This is a genomic window from Ruegeria halocynthiae (genome assembly GCF_000743705.1).
GTDB lineage: Bacteria > Pseudomonadota > Alphaproteobacteria > Rhodobacterales > Rhodobacteraceae > Ruegeria > Ruegeria halocynthiae_B.
This window is the reverse complement of the sequence record NZ_JQEZ01000002.1, coordinates 165,546-186,957: the sequence shown is the minus strand read 5'-3', so window position 1 is coordinate 186,957 and position 21,412 is coordinate 165,546. Positions and strand designations below refer to the sequence as shown.

Genomic DNA, 21,412 nt, shown 5'->3' with positions numbered 1-21,412 from the left:
GCATATCTGCGCTCAATCACCGAACCGGATGGATTCGCCCATGAAACACTATTCAGCTTTTGCCGTGGCGCGCGAGGCGCTTCGCTATCACACCGGATGGGAACGCGCCTGGCGGTCGCCCCAGCCCAAGAAACGCTATGACGTGATCATTGTCGGTGCGGGCGGGCATGGTTTGGCGACGGCGTATTATCTGGGCAAGAACTATGGCATCCAGAATGTTGCCGTGATCGAAAAGGGTTGGCTGGGCGGTGGCAATACTGGCCGGAACACAACGATCATCCGATCGAACTATCTTCAGGACCCGTCGGCCGCGATCTACGAAAAGGCGCGGGGGTTGTACGAGGATCTCAGCCAGGACCTGAACTATAACATCATGTTCAGCCCGCGCGGTGTTATGATGCTGGCCCAGACCCAGCACGAAATCCGTGGTTATCAGCGCACCGCTCACGCCAATGCGTTGCAGGGTGTGCAGACCGAGTGGATAACGCCAGAACGTGTCAAGGAACTGGTGCCGATCATCAACATCGACGGCCCGCGCTATCCGGTTCTGGGCGCGCTGTGGCAGGAACGCGGCGGCACCGCACGGCACGATGCGGTGGCCTGGGGCTATGCCCGCGCCTGTTCTGCGATGGGGATGGATATCATCCAGCAGTGCGAAGTCACCGGCGTGCGGCAGGAAAATGGCCGCGTTGTGGGCGTTGATACCACCAAAGGCGCGATTGATTGCGAAAAGCTTGGGATCGTTGTTGCGGGCCACTCGGGCCAACTGGCCGAGATGGCGGGATTCCGATTGCCGCTTGAGGCCATTGCCTTGCAGGCGCTGGTGTCCGAGCCGATCAAGCCCTGCATGGATGTGGTTGTGATGGCCAACACCGTGCACGGCTATATGTCGCAATCCGACAAGGGCGAAATGGTGATCGGCGGCGGCACCGACGGGTTCAACAACTATACCCAGCGCGGCTCTTTCCACCACATCGAGGAAACGGTGCGGGCGCTGGTCGAGACCTTCCCGATGATCTCGCGCCTGAAAATGTTGCGTCAATGGGGCGGGATCGTGGATATGACCGGCGACCGTTCCCCCATTCTGTCGAAAACGCCGCTTCAGGGCTGTTTCATCAACGGCGGCTGGGGCACTGGTGGTTTCAAGGCCATCCCGGGCTCGGGCTGGGGCATGGCACAACTGATGGCCACTGGCCATTCACCACTGACCGAGGCCTTCTCGCTGGACCGCTTCAAGGAAGGCCGCTTCATCGACGAAAGCGTCGCCGCCGGGGTAGCGCACTGATGGAGATTTTTCGTCGAAAAATCTTTTGCGCCCCTGTCACAGATTTCACAGGCACTTACGTCTCGCCTGTCGCCGAAAGGATGAACACATGCTGATCCTGAATTGCCCCTATTGCGGCGTGGACGCCGAAGAAACCGAACTGGCCGCTGGTGGCGAGGCGCATCTGAAGCGCTATGGCCCGGGCTCGTCGGATGGCGACTTTCACGACTATCTGTTCATGCGCGAAAACCCCAAGGGTGTTCATTTCGAACGCTGGCGGCACGCCAATGGCTGCGGCAAGTGGTTCCACGCGGCCCGTTGCACCCAGACGCTCGAAGTGTTCGGAACTTATTCTGCGCAGGTGTTTGAGCCACCGCAAAAGATCAAGGATGCCATCACTGCCAAGCGCCCGGGATGGACGTGGAGAGAGTTCTCCTGATGCTTCATCTTATCCAAAATACTCCCGCCGGAGGCTTTGACGCTTCCATCCGCGAAAGGTCCGCACCATGAGCACCCGTCTCGCAAAACAAGGCCGTTTGATCGACCGGTCGAAACAGGTCACCTTTACCTTTAACGGCACCTCGATGCAGGGGTATGAGGGCGACACGCTTGCCTCGGCCCTGCTGGCCAACGATCAGATGATGATGGGCCGGTCGTTTAAATACCACCGTCCGCGCGGCGTTGTCGCCAGTGGTGCCGAAGAACCCAACGCGCTGGTCGGTCTGGGGCAGGGCAATCGGTTTGAGCCGAACCAACGTGCCACCACGACCGAGCTGTTCAATGGCCTGACTTCGGCCTCGCAGAACCACTGGCCGAACCTGGAGTTCGACATCGGGGCCGTGAACAAACATCTGTCGCGTTTTCTGCCGGCGGGCTTCTATTACAAGATGTTCATCCACCCCAAACCGTTCTGGAAACATGTCTACGAACCCTTCATTCGCCAGTCGGCGGGTCTGGGCAAGGCGCCCGACAAAGACAGCCGGGATGCGGACACCTATGAACACTTCTATGCCTTCACTGATATTCTGGTAATCGGTGGCGGTATTGCGGGGCTTCAGGCCGCCAAAGCGGCGGCGCAGTCCGGTGCCAAGGTGATGCTGATCGAACAAACCGCCCATTGGGGCGGGCGTGCGCCGGTCGATGGCGGAACCGTTGACGGCCAGCCTGTGGATAAGTTCGTGGAACAATTGGTTTCCGAACTCGAAACAATGGACAACGTCACGATGCGGTCCCGGTGCATGGGTGCCGGCGTTTATGATCATGGTTATGTGCTGGGTTATGAGCGTCTGACAGACCATAAACCGGGCGCACAAGGCCCGCGTCACCGTTTGTGGCGTATCCGCGCAAAGCAGATTGTAACCGCTACGGGTGCAATTGAGCGGCCATTATCCTTTGCGGGCAACGATGTGCCGGGTGTCATGCTGGCCTCGGCCATGCGCGATTACGTGGTGAACTGGGGTGTGACCCCAGGTGACCGGGTCATTGTCGCCACCAACAATGACGACGCGTACCGCACTGCGATTATCCTGAAACAGGCGGGTGTGGATATCTTGCGTGTTGTTGACGCTAGGGCAACAGCCGGACCGCTGGCCGAAGAAGCGCGTCAGCTTGGTATCCGCGTTGATCCGGGTAAGGCCATCGCCAAGGTCAAAGGCGGCAAACGCGTCAAGAAAGTGGCGCTGTGCAATCAGGACGGCATCGGTGGCGCACGCGAGGAAATCGAATGCGACGCGGTCGCCATGTCGGGTGGTTGGTCTCCGGTCGTGCATATGTGGTCCCATTGCGGGGGCAAGTTGCTTTGGGATGAGGCGAACGCCCATTTCCACCCGGACCCCGAACGCCCGCCGCTGGGCGCAAACGGCGAGGGCTTTGTCGTCGCGGCCGGTGCCGCAAACGGAGCGATGCCGTTGCAGGATGTCCTGTTCGATGCGCAAACCGCCGGCGAGGCGGCCTCTAACGCCGCAGGGTTCACGCCGGTTACAGCGGATGCCCCCAAAGGCGCGGATGTGGCAGAGGCCCCGATGGAGCCGGTGTGGCTGATGCCTGCCAATGCCGACATTCAGCTGCGAATGAAATCGTGGCTTGATTTCCAGAACGACGTCAAAGTATCCGACGTCCAACTGGCCGCCCGCGAAGGGTACGAGAGTGTCGAGCATACCAAGCGTTACACCACTTTGGGTATGGCGACGGATCAGGGTAAGTTGAGCAACATCAACGGACTGGCGATCCTTGCTGATGCGTTGGATTCGGAGATTCCAAAGGTCGGCACCACCACCTTTCGCCCGCCCTACACACCTATTTCGATGGCGTCTATCGGCGGCGAGGCACGCGGTGACGTGTTCCAGCCGATCCGTCAAACGCCGATGCATAATTGGCACGACAAGAATGGCGCGGATTGGGAGCCGGTCGGCCATTGGCGCCGGACCTATGCCTATGTCCGTCCCGGTGAATCCGTGCATGACGCCGTGAACCGCGAGGTGAAGAATACCCGCGAAAACCTCGGGCTGCTGGATGCATCCACGCTGGGCAAGCTGATCGTCAAAGGCCCCGATGCGGGCAAATTCCTGGACATGATGTACACCAACATGATGTCCACGCTGAAGGTCGGCAAATGCCGCTATGGCCTGATGTGTTCGGAAAACGGCTTTCTGATCGACGACGGCGTTGTCGCCCGCATCGACGAGGATACGTGGTTGTGCCACACCACCACCGGCGGGGCGGAACGTATCCATGGTCACATGGAAGAATGGCTGCAGACCGAATGGTGGGACTGGAAAGTCTATGTCGCCAACGTGACCGAGCAATATGCGCAGGTCGCCGTTGTTGGCCCCAACGCCCGCAAGGTGCTTGAGAAACTGGGCGGCATGGATCTGTCGAAAGAGGCGCTGCCCTTCATGGAATGGCGGGATGGCAAGATCGGTGACTTTGATTGCCGCGCCTATCGCATCTCGTTCTCGGGTGAGCTGTCGTATGAACTTGCCGTGCCCGCATCGCAGGGCCAGGCGTTCTGGGATGCCCTGACAGAGGCAGGAAAAGAGTTCGGCGTGATGCCATATGGCACTGAATGTCTGCACATCCTGCGGGCCGAAAAGGGCTTTATCATGATCGGCGACGAGACCGACGGCACCGTGATCCCACAGGATTTGGGGCTGCACTGGGCATTGTCGAAAAAGAAAGAGGACTATCTGGGTAAGCGCGCCCATTCGCGCACCCATATGGCCGATCCCGAACGCTGGAAACTGGTCGGGCTTGAGACTGTGGATGGGTCTGTCATCCCCGATGGTGCCTATGCGGTGGGCGAGGGCGTCAACGCCAATGGTCAGCGCAACATGATCGGGCGCGTGACCTCGACCTATTACTCGGCCAATCTGGGCAAGGGCATCGCCATGGGCCTGATCAAGCACGGCCCCGATCGCATGGGTGAGATTGTCGAGTTCCCGGGCACCGACGGTAAATCCTACAAAGCCAAGATCGTGGACCCGATCTTTTTCGACAAGGACGGGGAGAAGCAGAATGTCTGAACCCATCAGCGCACTGAACCACGCCAGCTATACCGGCATCGCCAAGGTCGAAGAATGCGGCCTGCAAGGTATGATCACCCTGCGGGGCGACCTGTCCGACAAGGTGCTGATCAAGGCCGTCAAAGACGCCACCGGGCAGAAAGTGCCCGGCCAGCGCGAGGCGCTGATCAAGGGCGACACCGGTGTCTGCTGGATGTCCACCGACGAACTTCTGGTGCTGGTCCCTTATGCCGAGGTTGAAACCAAACTGGCCGTGATGAGCAACGCACTTAGCGGAGTTCATGCGCTGGCAGTCAACGTCTCGGACGCCCGCGCGGTGTTCCGTATCGCTGGCGCCAACGCGCGTGAAGTGATGGGCAAACTGGCCCCGGTCGATCTGTCGGCCGAGGCCTTTCAGCCCGGTCAAATCCGCCGTTCGCGTCTGGCACAGGTGGCGGGCGCGTTCTGGATGGACGACGACGAAACCTTCCGCGTCGTCTGTTTTCGGTCGGCGGCGGATTACGTGTTCAAACTTCTCAAGGTTGCGGCACAACCCGGCAGTGAGGTTGGGGTGTACTGACATCGGAAAAGAAAAAAGCCCCGTTCAAACCGGGGCTTTTCTTTAACCAGTGACAACACTGCAGACCCCAGAGCCATAAGGTTTGTTGGAAGCATTTATATGTGAAAAACTGGCGCGTACCCGGACCGTAGTTTTCGCCGCATCAAAGTTGGCCTGATACTTCATACGCAGGTTCTGGCCTTCGCTTGATCGCAGAGTGACGTTCCAAAGGACTCGATACTCGTTCCCTTTTTTCACTTTCAGCTTTGCTTTGGTCCAGTCGTGATGCCCACTGACGACTTTGGCCTGACCAGTGTCGGCATCTATCTGAAAGTGGTATTCGGGTGCAATCCAGCCATGGCTGTCCGGCTTTGTAATATTGCATTTGTATTCAACGGTGTCAGCCCATGCTGTTTGCACGGACAGTGCTGCAACGCAGGCCAGAATTATTTTTTTCATCAGTCGTCTCTCGCTAAATTAGATGAATTCAGGTCGCCGGATTCAAAGGGGAAGCGCAACTTATAAGTCCCGTAAAAAGGTAAAATCAGATCGACTGCTCTACTTTTGCAACAATACTGTCTGGTACTGGGACAAAGCGGTATGAGACAGCAAATCCTCTGCGGAAATTGATTTGTGCTTTTCGTCGGACAAACGACTGTAGAAGTTTAGCTGCTCCAGCAGTTTTTTGACTTTGTCGCGCCTGTCCTTTTCGGCCAACAGGGGCGCATGAAGTGACAACAGCAAGGTTGGGCGATGTTGTTTCAGCCATGGCAACACCGTTGGCAGGACAAAGAATTCTGCCCCTTCGATATCCATTTTCACCAGCGATACCGCTGACAGGTCATTGACCGCTTCAAACTGGTCCCAGGCGATGGTCAGCGCATCGCTGCCATGCGCGCCGTCATGCAGCAGCGAACTGGTGGAATCGCCGGGTTCTCCACGGACGGATGCCATGCGGGCCACGCCGAACTGATCCGACAGCGCCACGCCAAAGGCCGACACGTTGGTGATCCCGTTCAGGTCCAGGTTCCACGCCAGATAACGAAAGGCCGTAGGGTCGGGTTCGAAACACCAGACACGCCGCGCCTTGCTGGCCCCGTACAGAACCGTCGGGCCGATCCACGCGCCGATATCCAGATAGTCCCGGTCGGGCGACAGGTATTCGTCCAGAACGGTAAAAGTCTCGGGCTCCCAGTTGCCCGCCGACGCCTTGCGCCAGAATTTCGAGTGATAGGGGTCCAGGCGGAATGGCTGACCATTCAGGTTGCCAGCATAATATCCGCGGGCGCGGTAGAACATCTTGCGCGCCTGGGTAAGCATCGCGGACCTCCGGGTTTTATTGCCTCGGCCCTTGACCTGCGGCGGTTGCCAAAGCATTTAACCTTTGGAACCGCAACAATCATTTTAACAGGGGGCCGACATGGCTTTTGAACTTCCTGATCTTCCTTATGCACATGACGCGCTGGCAGCCAAGGGTATGTCCGCGGAAACATTGGAATATCACCATGATCTGCACCACAAGGCCTATGTCGACAACGGCAACAAGCTGATCGCAGGGACTGAGTGGGACGGCAAGTCGCTGGAAGAGACAATCGTTGGCACCTACGACAAATCCGCCGTCGCGCAGAATGGCATCTTCAACAACATCAGCCAGCTGTGGAACCACAACCAGTTCTGGGAAATGATGGGCCCCGACGGCAATGCCATGCCCGGTGAGCTGGAAAAAGCTCTGACCGAAAACTTTGGCTCGGTTGATGAATTCAAATCGCAGTTCAGCGCCGCTGGTGCCGGTCAGTTCGGTTCGGGCTGGGCATGGCTGGTCAAGAACGCTGACGGCTCGCTGGCCGTGACCAAAACTGAAAACGGCGTGAACCCGCTGTGCTTTGGTCAGACCGCGCTGCTGGGTTGCGACGTGTGGGAGCATTCCTACTACATCGACTTCCGCAACAAGCGCCCGGTTTACCTGTCGAACTTCCTCGATAATCTGGTGAACTGGGAAAACGTTGCGTCGCGGATGTAACCATTAACCCGACAAGGGTTTATCAAGGGCCTGCTGGCGGTGACGCTGGCAGGTCTTTTTTGTTGTCGTGTGCGGGTTTTCCGTCGGGCTGGCTGTCGGTCCGGCAGGAGGAAACCTGCTGATGAATAAAGTTTCATCCTGAGATGGATTGTACGCCGCCCATCATTGCTTACCTTAGGTTAGGCGGAGGGAGAGAGCCGCCAACCAAAGACATAATCATCAGGCAACGCGCCGAAATTCCACTGGCGCGTCAGGGTTTAACTGTGCCTGACGAAAGAGGGATGGCCACACACGCCATAACAGGAGATCACAATGGTCGCACTTGAACAGGGAACATGGGTTGTCATAGCTGACGGGGAAAAGGCGTTGTTCATGGAGAATATCACCGACGCCGAAGATCCAAATCTGGTTGTTGTCTCGGTCGAGGAACAGGACGCACCGAGCCCCAAACCATCGGACCGGGCCGGGCGTCGATATGATCGCGGGCCAAATCAAAAGTTCGCCGTTGAGGAACCGAAATGGAAAACCCACGCCAAGTCTCTGTTTGTTCAGGATCTGGCCAATTTGCTGAACCGCAAGGGGCTAAAGGGGTCGTTTGAGCGGCTGGTGCTTGTTGCCAGTCCGCATGTTCTGGGCCTTTTGCGCCGTCGCCTGCATGGAAAGGTTCTGGCCAAGGTCGTGGCCGAAGTGGACAGGACCCTGACAAATCACCCGCTGCACAAGGTCGAACAAGTCCTGACCCAGCGTCTGAAACCCGCACCCCGCTTTGCGTGATCCCTTCAACGGGCGGCTCAGGCCGCCCGTTAGCCCGGGTGGCCTCAGGTCAGTTTCTCGCGCAGGGCTGTCATCGCTGTTTCGGCGTCGTCGACCCAGGTGACGAAGTCGGCAAGCGTGCTATCGGCAAAGCCCTGGCCGATCACATGATCCAGCAGCGACTGCAGAGCATCCCAATAGCCATCCACATTCATCACCAGAATGGGTTTTTCATGCAGGCCCAACTGCCGCCACGTGAGTGCCTCAAACAGCTCGTCCAGTGACCCCGGACCACCCGGCAGAACCACAACGGCATCGGCGTTCATGATCATGACCTTCTTGCGCTCGTGCATCGTTTCGGTGATCACGAAATGGGTCAGGTCGGTTTTACCGACTTCGCGGTTGACCAGATGCACGGGGATGACGCCGAATGTCTCGCCCCCTGCGGTCTGGGCCGCACGCGCGACCTCGCCCATCAAACCGACATCACCCGCGCCATAAACCAGCCGCCAACCTTCCCGCGCCAGCAAGCTTCCAAAGGACCGCGCGGCCTGAGAATAGGCCGAATTCGCGCCATTGCGTGACCCGCAATACACACAGATGGATTTCTGAGACATCAGATGGCTTCTCCGGGGTTGTGCCTGAGGTTTTGACCCGTGATAGCGGGATTGATAGATTGGCTCAACCGTTCGGCAGAATGTGTTATAGTCAAAGCACTTGCCCTGCGGAGTGAAAGGAAAAGAATGAACGCCGAGTCAGGAAGCGGACGCTCCGGTACTTTCATCTGGGGGGTGATCGCCGGTATTGTAGTGGTGGCAGGGGCTGGCGGGTTATTCCTGTCCGGCATCAGTGGTGGCGACCCGGAAGGAACCGCGCCGCAAACGGATGTTGCGGTCCAGCCCACCGATGAAGTCGCCCAGAGCGATGACGCCACATCTGCGGATGTTAGCGAAGACAGCACGTCTGTGCCCGATACCGCTGCGCCGGAAGAGGCGGCCGAGGTTGCGCCAACGCTGGATCAGATCTTTGTGGAACGCGACGGCAACGCCGTGTTGTCCGGCAACGCCGAACCGGGTGCGGATGTTCGCGTCTTGCTGGATGGTGAGCAGGTTCACAGTTTTACCGTTGATCCCAGCGGCCAGTTTGCGGAATTCGTGTCGATCCCCTTTTCCAATGATGCCCGGGGTCTGACGCTTGAGGTGGCAGGCGGCGATCAGCCCGTGCGGTCGGATGATTACGTCATTGCGGCCTTGCCCGCGCCCGAACCCGAAGACAAAGCTGTGACAGGTGTGGAAACAGCCGAGAACCTTGTGCCCGACGTGCCCGACGCCGAAGCACCCGCCGCAGAGGCATCCGCGCCGACAGACGGCGAGGCGGAGGTGGCCGAGGCACCGGCCCAACCCGTCGAAGATCAGCCTGACCAGACGGCACAGGCCCCAGCCGAGGAAACCGCGGACGATGCGCCGGGCCAGCAGATTGCCATTCTGCGGTCGGGCGAAGACGGTGTCGAGCTTGTGCAGCCACTGACGCCGCAACCCGGCGCGCCGGATCAGGTTGCATTGGACACCATCGGTTATTCGAACGCGGGTGGCGTCGAACTGACGGGCCGGGTGCCGGACGGCTCTGCGATACGTTTGTATCTGGACAACCGGTTGGTGGCCGATCTGGCACCTGCCGAAGACGGAAAATGGCGTAGTGAGCTGGAGGGCATCGACCCAGGTGTCTATACCCTGCGTCTGGATGAGGTTGCGGCCGACGGCACCGTGGTCAGCCGATTGGAAACCCCCTTCAAACGCGAGCCGTTGGACGTGCTGCGCGCCGCCGACGTCTCTGACACGCCCGCGACCGAAGCGGGAACACCCGCCATCCGTTCCGTGACCGTCCAAGAGGGCGATACCCTTTGGGCATTGTCGCGTGAAAGATTCGGAGACGGCGTTCTGTATGTGAAGCTGTTCGAAGCCAACCGGGGCGCGATCCGGGACCCTGACCTGATCTACCCGGGGCAGGTCTTTACGATACCCGAATAAACCCCTGCTCCTGGCCCATGCTGGGGCAGGGGCTATCTCTGACCGAAGTTCAGGTACGTGATGAGACGGACAGCCCCAATGAACTCTGACGACATGCCAGAAACCGACGAGCGCCGTTCTGGCTGGCGCACGATCCGGAAAGTCACGCCCTACTTGTGGCCCGAAGACGAGCCGTGGGTAAAACGCCGCGTTGCGCTGGCCATGGGCATGTTGGTGATCGCCAAGCTGATCGCGGTCTATACCCCGATCCTGTACAAAGGCGCGGTCGATGGGCTGGCGAATGAAGGCGTTCCGCCGCTGGCGCTGGGCGCTGTGGGGTTGACCGTGGCTTACGGTGTCGCACGAATGATGACCGTCGGCTTTCAACAGTTGCGCGACGCGGCCTTTGCGCCTGTGGGGCAGCGGGCGCTGCGGGCCCTTGCGCTTGAGACGTTCCAGCATATTCACCAGCTTTCCATGCGCTATCACGTAACCCGCCGCACCGGAGGTCTGAGCCGCATTATCGAGCGCGGCGTGAAGGGTGTGGAATTCCTGCTGCGGTTCTTGCTGTTCTCTATCGGGCCGCTGATCCTGGAGCTGCTTCTGGTTGCGATCATCCTGATGTGGCTGTTCGACGTGTGGTATCTGGTCGTGGTCGCTGTGACCATCGCGCTGTACATCTGGTTCACCTTCGCGGTGACCGAATGGCGGGTGAAGCTGCGGCGCGAGATGAACGATCAGGACACCGAGGCCAACCAACGCGCAATCGACAGCCTGCTGAACTTTGAAACGGTCAAGTATTTCAACGCGGAAACCCGCGAAGCTGAACGGTATGACGTCTCGATGAAGGCGTATGCGGGGGCCGCGCTCAAGACTGCGTATTCGCTGGCATTTCTGAATTTTGGGCAATCCTTCCTGATCACCTGTGGCCTGATCGGCGTGATGGTTCTGGCGGCGATCGGCGTGCAGAATGGCGGGCTGACGGTGGGCGATTTCGTCATGGTCAATGCGTATATGATCCAGATTACCGTACCGTTGAACTTTCTGGGCACGGTCTATCGCGAAATCCGTCAGTCGCTGGTGGATATGGGGCAGATGTTCGACCTGCTAGGGCAACCCGCCGAAGTCACCGACAAACCCGGCGCGCGCGATCTTGTCGTTTCGGGGGGCGAGGTCACGTTGGACAATGTGCGCTTTGGCTATGACGCCGACCGTGAAATCCTCAGGGGTATTTCGCTGACGGTTCCTGCAGGGCAGACGGTGGCCATTGTCGGTGCCACGGGGTCGGGCAAGTCGACCATCGGGCGGCTGCTGTTCCGGTTCTATGACGTGACCGGCGGCGCCTTGAAGATCGACGGGCAGGATGTGCGCGATGTAACGCAGTCCAGCCTGCACGCCGCTATCGGTGTGGTGCCGCAGGACACGGTGTTGTTCAATGACACCATCCGGTACAACATTGCTTATGGCCGCAACGGTGCAACGCAGGAAGACGTCGAAGCCGCCGCAAGGGCGGCACAGATTCACGATTTCATCGTCACCTTGCCCGAAGGTTATGACACCAAGGTTGGTGAACGTGGCCTGAAGCTGTCGGGCGGCGAAAAGCAACGTGTTGGTATTGCGCGGACCCTGCTGAAGAACCCTCCGATCCTGTTGTTGGATGAGGCGACATCGGCGTTGGATACGGATACCGAGCGGGACATAAAGGACGCCCTGGCACGTGCGGGCGAGGGGCGGACGGTTCTGACCATCGCCCACCGTCTAAGCACCATTGCTGAAGCGGACCAAATTGTTGTGCTGGAACGTGGCGAAATTCTGGAACAGGGCACGCATGACGCGTTGCTGCGACACGAAGGCCGCTATGCGCAACTTTGGAACCGTCAGCAATCGGACACGCAAGCCGCCTAGGGCACGGCCGCTCGGCGGAAAACTATGATACAATCTTGGCCCCAAGTCAGAGGTGTTGTTATGCGAAATCTCATCCGAAAAACTGTAATATCCACGCTTTGCGCTGGTGTATTTCTCTCCCCGGGCCTGGCTGCGGGTGACCCCATCGAGGGCGTCTGGAAAACCGAGCCGGATCGCAAAGAACTGACTTCTCATATTCAGATCACGGCCTGCGGTGATAAATTCTGCGGCAAGATACTGTCCGCTTATGACAAGTCCGGCAAAGAAGTGCAGACCCCCAACATTGGCAAGAAACTGTTCTGGGATGTCGCAAGTCAGGGGGCCGGCAAATACGGCGGGGGAGAGTTCTGGGTGCCGCTTATCAACGTGGACGCGGTTCCCCAGATGACCCTTCAGGGCGACACCCTCAAGGTCAAAGGGTGCGAGCATCACATCTGCGCGCACCAGTCCTGGACACGCCTGTAACGCAAAGCGGGGCTGGAAGAACCAGCCCCGATTGGGGTTTACTCAGCGGCCTTCAGCGGCGGACCGGATGGGTGATCCGGTTCCTGTTCGTTTGTCAGTTCGGGTTCTGAAGGGGACGTGCTGTCGCCCCAGACAACCTCAGTCGCCTGCGCCTGAAGCGCTTCTTTGCCTATGGCCATGTCCTGCGCCACCTGACTGGAATGGCCTGCCGCCGCACGGGTGATAACCTTGAACAGCCATACCACGAAGGTCATGACCCATACCCGCAGCGCCAAAAGCGATGGGGTCACGATAAGGGTCAGAACCGTGGCGATGCCCAGCCCGAACACCACGGCAGTGGCCAGTTGGGTCCACCACAGCGCGGTTGGGCTGTTGATGGAATAGCCGCCATTGATAAAGTCCAGCGACAGTCCGAACATCATCGGGGTCAGGCCCGCCATCGTGGTCAGCGTGGTCAACAGAACCGGACGGATACGCGCCTCGGCCGTGCGGATGATGGCCTCGATCCGGGGCATGTAACGGCTGTATTCCTGATAGGTGTCGATCAGAACGATGTTGTTGTTCACCACGATCCCAGCCAGCGCCACGATGCCCGTGCCCGTCATGATGATCGAGAACGGCTGTTGCATCACCATCATCCCGATCAAAACACCGACGGTCGACAAAACTACGGCCAGCAGGACCAGAACCGAGTTGTAGAACGAGTTGAACTGCGCCAGCAGGATCACGAACATCAGCCCAAGGGCACCTGCAAACGCATTCAACAAGAAGGCCCCGGATTCAGCCTGATCTTCCTGATCGCCCGTCCATTCCCAGCTGATGGCGCTGCCGAAGGGGGCGGTCTCCAGCCATTCAGTCAGGAACGCAATTCTCTCGTTGGGGTTGATCGGTGAGAAAATGACATCACCAGATGCGATTTTAGAGCGCAGCGCACCGACATTTTCAGCCCCCATCAGTGCAACCAGTTCATAGGTCGTACCGTCGCCTTTTTCTATTGTCTGACCTGCTGGCGTAACGCCTTCCTGCATTGGTCGAACGATGGCCAGACGTTGCTTGTCCGCACCCTGTTCCGCCCCAGCGCCAGGGACGACGGCTGCGACTTGGATCAGCCCGGGTTCAACATCCGCTTTGACATCATAATAACGCTGCTGATCAATCCGGTTGATCTCGGCCAGCTTGGCCACCGGCTTGCGCGTGACAAAGTTTGACAGCGGCACCAATCCGTCCGCCGTGCGCACCTTGAGCGTATCGAGGGTGGACAGGACCCGGTCCTCATTCGGCAGGCGGACGCGGATTTCGATCTCATCATCCACGCCGTCCGGGCGCATTTCACCCAGCAGAAGGCCGCGCGTAACCAATTGCACCATTGCGCCAACGGTGGCGACATCCGCGCCAAACCGGCCCGCTTTGGCCACATCCACGTCGATCTGCCAGTCGATGCCGGGCAGGGGCAGGGTGTCTTCGACCTTGATCAGGCCGGGGGTCGTGTTGAAGACCTCACGCGCGGACAGGGTGGCCGCGGTCAGGTCTTCCCAAGCGTCGCCCTTGATACGCAGATGAACAGGTTTCGCCGAGGCCGGACCACCTGCAAGCGCCAGGATTTCGACCTTGATGCCGGGAATTTGCGCCAGCTCTTCGGTCAGCTCCTCCAGAACAAAGTCGCCGTCATATTCCGGCGCCACTGTATGCCGGTCGATCAGGCCGCCCAGGATGGGCTCTGACACGTTCGGGCGGTCTTCCCAGGGGATGATTTCGAACTGAACCCGACCGATCGTATCTTTGGGCGCTTCTGCGCCACCGTTGTTCTGGTTCAGGCCGCCTTCTCCGGCAAAGGAGAATACGTTGATGACAGCGGGATGCGCGCGGATGATGTCCTCGGCGGCCAGAACCATCGCGTCTTTCTCGGCCAGCGAAATGTTACCGCGGGCACGGACATAGGCGGTGGCCTGTTCCGGCTCGCTTTCGACAAAGAATTCCACGCCGCGATTGTTGCTTGCGAAGGTCGTTATCACCGTCGCCACCAACAGGCCGACGACAACGATGGAAACGATCGGCATGATCGGATTGCCAACCAGAAACTTGATGACATGGCCGAATGGCGTGTGCTCACGCACTGTGTGAACATGCGGATCAGGGGCGCGTTCTATCTTGACCGCGCTAAGGGTCACGGACCCGGCAAAGGCACCCAGCAGGAATACAACGGCCCCGAAAGGCAAAGCCCCCCAAGTATCCGCTGGCAACAGATAGGCGGGGTTCAGGACCTGCATCGCGCCCAGGAAAATCAGGACCAGCGACGGGGGAACCATCGCAGCCCGAACCCACCACGACGTGCGGCCCCGCAGCCAATCTGCTGTGCGGTCGAAAAAGCGGCTCATGCGGCCAGAAACACCGCCCATAACCGGCAGGTAGATCAGCGCCACGATCAGCGAGGCCGACAGCACAAAGATCAGCGTGACGGGCAGCATTCCCATGAATTCGCCGGGAACGCCGGGCCAGAACAGCATGGGCAGAAAGGCGCATAGCGTCGTCGCCGTGGACGACACGATGGGCCAGAACATCCGCTGTGCCGCCTCGACATAGGCGTGCATCGGGCCAACGCCCTCGCTGATGCGCTTGTCCGCGTATTCGACGACCACAATGGCCCCGTCGACCAGCATCCCGACCGCAAGGATCAAGCCAAACATCACGATATTCGAGATGCTGACCCCCATCACCGCAAGGAAGGCAAAGCACAACAGGAATGAGGTCGGGATGGCAAAGCCCACCAACAGCGCTGCGCGCGTCCCAAGTGAGGCCAGAACGACGATCATCACCAGCGCGATGGCCGTCAGAACAGAGCCTTCCAGTTGGCTGACCATGGAACCGACGATGCGGCTTTGGTCATTCGATGTCCCCAGTTCAACGGCAGCCTGCAAGTCCGAAGGCCATTTTTCCTGAGCGGCGGCGATGGTCTTTTTGACATCTTCGACCGTGTCGATCAGGTTGTATCCTTTGCGCTTGACCACTTGCAGGGCGACCGTGGCCTCTCCGTTGAAGCGCGCGGTGCCCTCGCGGTCTTCGAAGGTATAGTTGATCTGGGCCAACTCACCCAAAGTGACAACCCGGTCGCCATTGACCTTGACCGGCAAGGCGTACACGTCCTGCGCCGTTTTGAAGGACGAGGGGATCTTGACCGAGAAGGTGCCCTGTTCGGTTTCGACTTCACCGGCGGCAATCAGTTGGTTGTTGTTCCGCACAACATTGATCAGCTCGGCTGCTGTGACGTTGTAAGCTTCCAGCCGCAGGGGGTCGATGACAACCTCAAGCAGCTCATCCCGGTTGCCCGCGATGCCTGCTTCCAGCACCGAATCCATCGCTTCCAGTTCGTCCTGCAAATCCTTGGCAACACGCGCCATTGTGCGTTCCGGAACCGCGCCCGTCAGATTGACGATGACGATGGGGAATTCCGAGAAGTTGATTTCATTCAGGGAATACTGCTCGGCCCCTTCGGGGAAGTCAGCCTGCGCGCTGTTCATGGCATCGCGCACATCGGCCATGATCGCGGTCTTGTCCCAGCCGAAATCGAATTCAAGCACAACACCGGCATAACCTTCGGCGGCGGTCGAGGTCATTTCCTTGAGATTATCCAGATCCGCCAGTTCGGTTTCCATTGGCTTGATCAGCAGGTTTTCCGAATCTTCCGCAGAAATGCCGGGGAATTGGACAGAGACGAACAGAGCCGGAATTTCGATATCGGGCTCACCCTCTTTCGGCAGCCCAACATACGCATACCCGCCGACCAGCAGCGAGATTGCGATAAAGGCCATGACCATTCTGGCCCGGCCTGCGGCCCAACTGACGATCCCGGTCATTCTGTTGCTTCCCGATATGTGGGTTTGACCACAACGCCCTTGGTTACGAACTCTTGTCCGACGACAATGACGTCCACGGTTTCAGGCAACCCTCCGACCCAGACGCCCTGCGCGGTGTCGCGCAACAGGCGGATGGGCATGAAATCGACGGCATTGCCCAGGCTGACGGTGCGGATACCAACTTGGCCTTCTTTGTTCAGCGTCAGCGCCGATTGCGGCAACAGATGCGCCTTGGCACCTTCGGCTGAAATGCGGATATCGGCGGTCTGGCCGTCGCGAATGGAAAGTTCAGGGTTGGGAACGGTGATCTCGACCTCGAAGGTGCGGGTGATCTCATCCGCCGACCGGCTCAGGAAAGTCACGCGGCCCGCGACCTGAAGGCCGGTAACCAGTTGTGCAGACGCTTCCGAACCGACGGTGATCCGATTTACCTCGGCCTCGGGTACAAAGCCGACCAGCTTTATTGGATTAAGCTGAATAACGGTTGCGCATAGCGACCCGGGCTGCATCAGGCTGCCCAGTTCGGCGGTATCGCTTTCCAGCAAGCCCTTGAAGGGGGCTTCTATGGTCTGGCGTTCGATTTCGCGCTGCGCCGCTTCGACTGCAGCGGACGCGGCTTCGATCCCGGCGCGGGTGGCTTCAAGCCCAGCCTCGGCGGATTTCACACCGGCTTCGGCGGTGCTCATCGCGGCTTCGCTTGAAATTCTGCGGGTCTCTGACCCAAAACCGGTTTCCGACAGCTTTCGTGCCGCCGTCAGGTTGTTGTCCGCTTCAGCAACAAGCGCATGAGCTTCTTCGAGGCGGGCTTCGGCCTCGGGCACGCGGCTTTCGGCCTCCAGCTTGTTGGCCATTGCCTCGGCCAGGCTGGCCGGGCGGGTGCCAGGGTCGAGTTCGCACAGCAAATCGCCCGCCTCGACAAAAGTGCCCTTGCGCTTGGGTTCCGAGATTACGGGCGAGGTGGTTTCCGCCAACACTTCGACCTGCCGATTGGCCTTGGTCTGGCCCCGCAACAACACGGCGCTATCGACTTCCTGCGCCACAGAGCGGAAAGCGACCACGCCAATTTCAGCCTGATCCGAGGCCGCATCATCGATTGATTCTGCCTCGGGCGCGGTGCTGTCGTCCGCTTCGCCCCGCCCGGCAAAGGCAAATAATGCGTCCCGCTCGAATACCAAAAAGAACAAGGCGACAATCACCAAAAACGCGTTCACGAATGAAATCAAACGCATACAGAACTTCTCCCAGAATTCTTCGCCGATTGTCCTTCGGCGCGCATGCTTGAAAATGGGGTCAAGTATGCATCTTTTCTACACTGAACTGAATAGTTCGGTTTATTTTTTTTCGCAAGGACAGTATCTACCCGCGAAAATGTGCGAAATCGGACCCTTGGCTTGGCAAAGGCACCGGAGTATGACATGGCGCTATACAGCAAGACACAGCCCGGGGAGCAGGGATGAGCGACGTCGACAGTTTTATTGAAGAGGTGACCGAAGAGGTACGCCGCGACCGCATGTTCCTGCTGCTGCGTCGGTGGGGCTGGGTTGGCGTTCTGACCGTGATCCTGATCGTCGGCGGCGCAGCGTTCAATGAATTCCGCAAGGCGCGCACCACCGGTCAGGCCGAGGATTTGGGCGATGCGATTCTACAGGCGCTTGCACAGAACGACTCGGCGGAACGGGCAAGCAGCCTGGAGGGTATCGCGTCAGAGGCCCCCGGTGGCGACGCCGTTCTGAAAATGCTTCTTTCCGCGTCGCAGGTCGAAGCCGGTTCGCGGCAGGACGCCGTGGACAGCCTGAACGCTATTGCCGTTCAGGGCGACCTGCCAGAGATCTATCGCGCAATAGCAGGTTTCAAGGCGCTGTTGCTGCAAAGTGAAACGATGCCCGTTGCCGATCGTCGTCAGCAGTTCGAGGTTTTGGCCGCACCGGGTGCCCCGCTGCGGTTGCTGGCCCAAGAGCAACTGGCCCTGATCGACATCTCGGAAGGGAATGTCGATGCGGCGATCGAAAGACTCCAAGCCATGCGCCAGGATGCAGAGATCGGTGTTGACCTTCAACAACGTGCAGCTCAGTTGATCGTTGCCTTGGGCGGCGAGCCAGAGCCGCTGGCGGCCCGGCAAGGCTGAGTGGGCGCAGAAATTATGACAGGCGAGTTCGGAGTATCATGGTGACAAGTCTATTCTCCCGCATTGGGTTGTCGGTTGTCGCAGTATCGTTGACTGTGCTGGCCGCGTGTGAGGAAGCCGAAGTCATTCTTCCCGGTACGCGTGAAGATATCCGACCGGCCTCGGACACGGAAACCGTTGAAAAACGCGGTGCCAAACCGATCAGCCTTCCGGGGCAAAGCAAAAACGCCAGCTGGCCCCAAAGCGCGGGCACCCCTGCTTACCGGACGACAAATGCCGCGCTGCGCAGCACGCCGCAACAAATCTGGTCGACCTCCATCGGTGATGGTGATTCACGCAAGCAACGCATCACGGCCGAGCCGGTTGTGGCGGGCGGGTTGATCTATACCCTGGATTCCGGTGCCACCGTATCTGCGGTCACGGCACAGGGGCAGGTGGCCTGGAGCATGAGCCTGGTTCCCCCCAATGACGGCGACTCGGACGCCACGGGCGGCGGGATGGCCTATGACAACGGGGTACTCTACGTCTCCTCTGGCTATGGTCGGCTGACGGCGCTGAACGCGAAGACAGGCGCACTCAAATGGCAAAAGCGGCTGAATGCAACCGGCAGCGGCGCACCTTTGGTCAACGGCGGCCTGTTGTATCTGGTCGCGGGTGACGAAACCGGCTGGACCGTGAATACAAAAGATGGGCGCGTCGCCTGGCAAATTCAGGGCACACCCAGTGTCGGCAATGTTTTGGGCGCTCCGGCCCCGGTTATTGCGTCGGACCTGTCGGTCTTTGCCTTTGGATCGGGTGATATCGCGGCGACCTTCCGCCGTGGCGGTATCCGCCGTTGGAACGCCTCGGTCGCGGGTGGCCGCAGGGGACGCGCTGCCGCTCAGATCGTGGACGTAACCGGTGGACCGATGGTCGCGGGCGATACGATTTACATTGGCAACCACTCGGGCCGGACGGTGGCGTTCGATTCCGGGTCGGGTGAACGGAAATGGACGGCAGACGAAGGCGCGGTTGATACTGTTTGGCCTGCGGGCAACAGTGTTTTCCTGATCAGCGACCGCAGTCAGCTGGTTCGGCTGAACGCCGCTGACGGGTCGGTTGTCTGGGCGCAGGACCTGCCGGGCTTTGTCAAGGACAAGCCCAAACGGCGCGGCCCTATCTTCGCCCACTACGGTCCGATCCTCGCGGGTGGACGCATCGTTATTGCCTCGAATGACGGATACTTGCGGTTCTTCAACCCGGTCGATGGTGCGCTGGTTCACCGTGTCGAGGTGCCCGGTGGCGCCACCACGGCACCGGTTGTGGCAGGGCAAACGTTGTACGTTGTGTCGACAAAAGGTGAACTGCACGCTTTCCGTTGACCGCAAGATGCGCTAAAGGGCGCGTCTGAGTCTTGAAAGTTGAGTATCATGTCGCTGACCCTCGCCATTGTGGGGCGCCCGAATGTGGGCAAATCCACCCTGTTCAACCGCCTTGTGGGCAAACGTCTGGCATTGGTCGACGACCAGCCCGGCGTAACGCGTGATCTGCGCGAAGGCGAAGGGCGTCTGGGTGATCTGCGCTTTACCGTGATCGACACAGCAGGGCTTGAAGACGCCACCGACGACAGCCTTCAGGGGCGTATGCGCCGCCTGACCGAACGTGCGGTCGATATGGCCGACGTCTGCCTGTTCATGATCGACGCGCGTGTGGGGCTGACGCCCACCGACGAGATGTTCGCCGAGATCCTGCGCAAACGATCAAAACATGTGATTCTGGCCGCCAACAAGGCCGAAGGTAACGCGGCAGATGCTGGGGTGCTTGAGGCATATAACCTGGGTCTGGGCGAACCGGTGCGCCTGTCAGGCGAGCATGGCGAGGGGATGACCGACCTTTATTCACACCTCATGCCATTGGCCGATGCGGCAGAAGAACAGGCAATTGATGATACTCCTGTAACGAATATCGAGCTGAACGAGGATGGCGAAGGCGAAGCCCGTCTTATCACCGCCGCCAGACCTTTGCAGGTGGCAGTTGTCGGCCGCCCGAATGCCGGGAAATCCACGCTGATCAACCAGATCGTGGGCGAAGATCGCCTGCTGACCGGCCCTGAGGCCGGGATCACCCGTGATGCGATCAGCTTGCGGATTGATTGGGCAGACCCCGATGGCGAAAGCACCCCGATGCGGATTTTCGACACAGCGGGGATGCGCAAAAAGGCCAAGGTGCAGGAAAAGCTGGAAAAGCTGTCCGTGTCCGACGGGTTGCGCGCTGTCAAATTTGCCGAGGTCGTGGTGGTCCTTCTGGACGCTGCCATCCCGTTTGAACAGCAAGATCTGCGCATTGCCGATCTGGCCGAGCGCGAAGGCCGCGCCGTGGTTGTTGCCGTCAACAAGTGGGACATCGAAGAGGAAAAGCAGGAAAAGCTGCGCGACCTGAAAGAATCCTTTGAGCGTTTGCTACCGCAATTGCGCGGCGCGCCGCTGATTACGGTTTCGGCCAAGACGGGCAGGGGCCTTGAACGTCTTCGCGACGCCATTATGCGCGCCCATGATGTCTGGAACCGCCGCATTCCCACGGCGGCGTTGAACCGCTGGCTGGCTATTATGCTGGAACAGCACCCACCGCCAGCCCCGCAGGGACGCCGGATCAAGTTGCGCTATATGACACAGGCCAAAACCCGCCCGCCGGGGTTTGTTGTCATGTGCTCGCATCCCGATAAGATGCCCGAAAGTTACAAGCGCTATCTTGTCAACGGCCTGCGCGAAGATTTTGACATGCCCGGAACGCCGATCCGCCTGACATTGCGCGGGCAGGGTGACAAGAACCCCTACAAGGGGCGGCGCAAGAAAAACGCCGGCGCGCTGGCAAAACATCTCAAGGGCAAGGCGTAACTGCGCCAATTTTCAGCATTTTTGGCTGAGGGGCGTGACAGCCCCCATTCCCCGCGCTAGCATTCGCTAGCGTGCATTTGTTTCGCGCGCT

Annotated in this window: 17 protein-coding genes; 12 read left to right on the top strand and 5 right to left on the bottom strand. The window is 59.3% G+C overall.

The window, feature by feature from the left end; all coding sequences use genetic code 11:
- Positions 1-40 precede the first annotated feature (40 nt).
- The 4 genes from JT51_RS07210 to JT51_RS07195 all read left to right on the top strand — a co-directional run bounded on the left by JT51_RS07210 (position 41) and on the right by JT51_RS07195 (position 5,344).
- Positions 41-1,285, top strand: a complete 1,245-nt coding sequence (locus tag JT51_RS07210; protein WP_037311872.1) for a sarcosine oxidase subunit beta family protein — start codon at positions 41-43, stop codon at positions 1,283-1,285.
- A gap of 88 nt (positions 1,286-1,373) precedes the next feature.
- Positions 1,374-1,703: a sarcosine oxidase subunit delta gene (locus tag JT51_RS07205; protein WP_037310085.1), complete on the top strand. Its 330-nt coding sequence runs from the start codon at positions 1,374-1,376 to the stop codon at positions 1,701-1,703.
- A gap of 67 nt (positions 1,704-1,770) precedes the next feature.
- Complete coding sequence (locus tag JT51_RS07200) at positions 1,771-4,785, top strand: sarcosine oxidase subunit alpha family protein (RefSeq protein WP_037310082.1); 3,015 nt, start codon at positions 1,771-1,773, stop codon at positions 4,783-4,785.
- On the top strand, positions 4,778-5,344 hold the full coding sequence (locus tag JT51_RS07195; protein WP_037310079.1) for a sarcosine oxidase subunit gamma: 567 nt from the start codon (positions 4,778-4,780) through the stop codon (positions 5,342-5,344). Before JT51_RS07200 ends, JT51_RS07195 begins: the two co-directional genes overlap by 8 nt.
- 42 nt (positions 5,345-5,386) lie before the next feature.
- Here JT51_RS07195 and JT51_RS07190 read toward each other — a convergent pair whose 3' ends face one another.
- Both JT51_RS07190 and JT51_RS07185 read right to left on the bottom strand, forming a co-directional pair.
- Positions 5,387-5,782 carry a hypothetical protein gene (locus tag JT51_RS07190; protein WP_037310076.1) on the bottom strand — a complete coding sequence of 132 codons (396 nt, stop codon included), beginning with the start codon at positions 5,780-5,782 and terminating at the stop codon, positions 5,387-5,389.
- Positions 5,783-5,881: 99 nt separating this feature from the next.
- Positions 5,882-6,643 (bottom strand): FkbM family methyltransferase, encoded by a 762-nt coding sequence (locus JT51_RS07185; protein ID WP_037311871.1) that lies wholly within the window; start codon positions 6,641-6,643, stop codon positions 5,882-5,884.
- A gap of 100 nt (positions 6,644-6,743) precedes the next feature.
- Between JT51_RS07185 and JT51_RS07180 the strand changes: the two genes are divergently transcribed.
- Together JT51_RS07180 and JT51_RS07175 are read left to right on the top strand one after the other, a co-directional pair.
- The gene (locus JT51_RS07180) at positions 6,744-7,343 is read left to right on the top strand and encodes a superoxide dismutase (RefSeq protein ID WP_037310073.1); all 600 of its coding nucleotides are present in this window, start codon (positions 6,744-6,746) and stop codon (positions 7,341-7,343) included.
- Positions 7,344-7,655: 312 nt separating this feature from the next.
- The gene (locus tag JT51_RS07175) at positions 7,656-8,117 is read left to right on the top strand and encodes a host attachment family protein (protein ID WP_037310071.1); all 462 of its coding nucleotides are present in this window, start codon (positions 7,656-7,658) and stop codon (positions 8,115-8,117) included.
- A gap of 44 nt (positions 8,118-8,161) precedes the next feature.
- On the opposite strand, the gene JT51_RS07170 is transcribed toward JT51_RS07175, so the two are convergent.
- Positions 8,162-8,713, bottom strand: coding sequence for a TIGR00730 family Rossman fold protein (locus JT51_RS07170; protein ID WP_037310068.1), 552 nt, complete (start codon positions 8,711-8,713; stop codon positions 8,162-8,164).
- Between the two features lie 126 nt (positions 8,714-8,839).
- Here JT51_RS07170 and JT51_RS07165 point away from each other — a divergent pair, with 126 nt between their 5' ends.
- The 3 genes from JT51_RS07165 to JT51_RS07155 all read left to right on the top strand — a co-directional run bounded on the left by JT51_RS07165 (position 8,840) and on the right by JT51_RS07155 (position 12,472).
- The gene (locus JT51_RS07165) at positions 8,840-10,123 is read left to right on the top strand and encodes a LysM peptidoglycan-binding domain-containing protein (RefSeq protein ID WP_037310065.1); all 1,284 of its coding nucleotides are present in this window, start codon (positions 8,840-8,842) and stop codon (positions 10,121-10,123) included.
- A 78-nt stretch (positions 10,124-10,201) separates the two neighbouring features.
- Positions 10,202-12,007, top strand: a complete 1,806-nt coding sequence (locus tag JT51_RS07160; RefSeq protein ID WP_200876075.1) for an ABCB family ABC transporter ATP-binding protein/permease — start codon at positions 10,202-10,204, stop codon at positions 12,005-12,007.
- Positions 12,008-12,067: 60 nt separating this feature from the next.
- Positions 12,068-12,472, top strand: coding sequence for a DUF2147 domain-containing protein (locus JT51_RS07155; RefSeq protein ID WP_051927450.1), 405 nt, complete (start codon positions 12,068-12,070; stop codon positions 12,470-12,472).
- A gap of 38 nt (positions 12,473-12,510) precedes the next feature.
- On the opposite strand, the gene JT51_RS07150 is transcribed toward JT51_RS07155, so the two are convergent.
- Both JT51_RS07150 and JT51_RS07145 read right to left on the bottom strand, forming a co-directional pair.
- The gene (locus JT51_RS07150) at positions 12,511-16,323 is read right to left on the bottom strand and encodes an efflux RND transporter permease subunit (protein WP_037310055.1); all 3,813 of its coding nucleotides are present in this window, start codon (positions 16,321-16,323) and stop codon (positions 12,511-12,513) included.
- Positions 16,320-17,552, bottom strand: a complete 1,233-nt coding sequence (locus tag JT51_RS07145; RefSeq protein WP_037310051.1) for an efflux RND transporter periplasmic adaptor subunit — start codon at positions 17,550-17,552, stop codon at positions 16,320-16,322. Before JT51_RS07145 ends, JT51_RS07150 begins: the two co-directional genes overlap by 4 nt.
- A 224-nt stretch (positions 17,553-17,776) precedes the next feature.
- On the opposite strand from JT51_RS07145, the gene JT51_RS07140 reads away from it, so the two are divergent.
- From JT51_RS07140 to der, 3 genes are read left to right on the top strand one after another with little or no spacing between them, the layout of a single operon-like run.
- Positions 17,777-18,448 (top strand): hypothetical protein, encoded by a 672-nt coding sequence (locus tag JT51_RS07140; RefSeq protein WP_037310048.1) that lies wholly within the window; start codon positions 17,777-17,779, stop codon positions 18,446-18,448.
- Between the two features lie 38 nt (positions 18,449-18,486).
- Complete coding sequence (locus tag JT51_RS07135) at positions 18,487-19,809, top strand: PQQ-like beta-propeller repeat protein (RefSeq protein WP_037310045.1); 1,323 nt, start codon at positions 18,487-18,489, stop codon at positions 19,807-19,809.
- Positions 19,810-19,857: 48 nt separating this feature from the next.
- Entirely contained in the window at positions 19,858-21,321 is a 1,464-nt protein-coding gene (der, locus tag JT51_RS07130) for a ribosome biogenesis GTPase Der (RefSeq protein WP_037310041.1), read from the top strand.
- Positions 21,322-21,412: the final 91 nt, after the last annotated feature.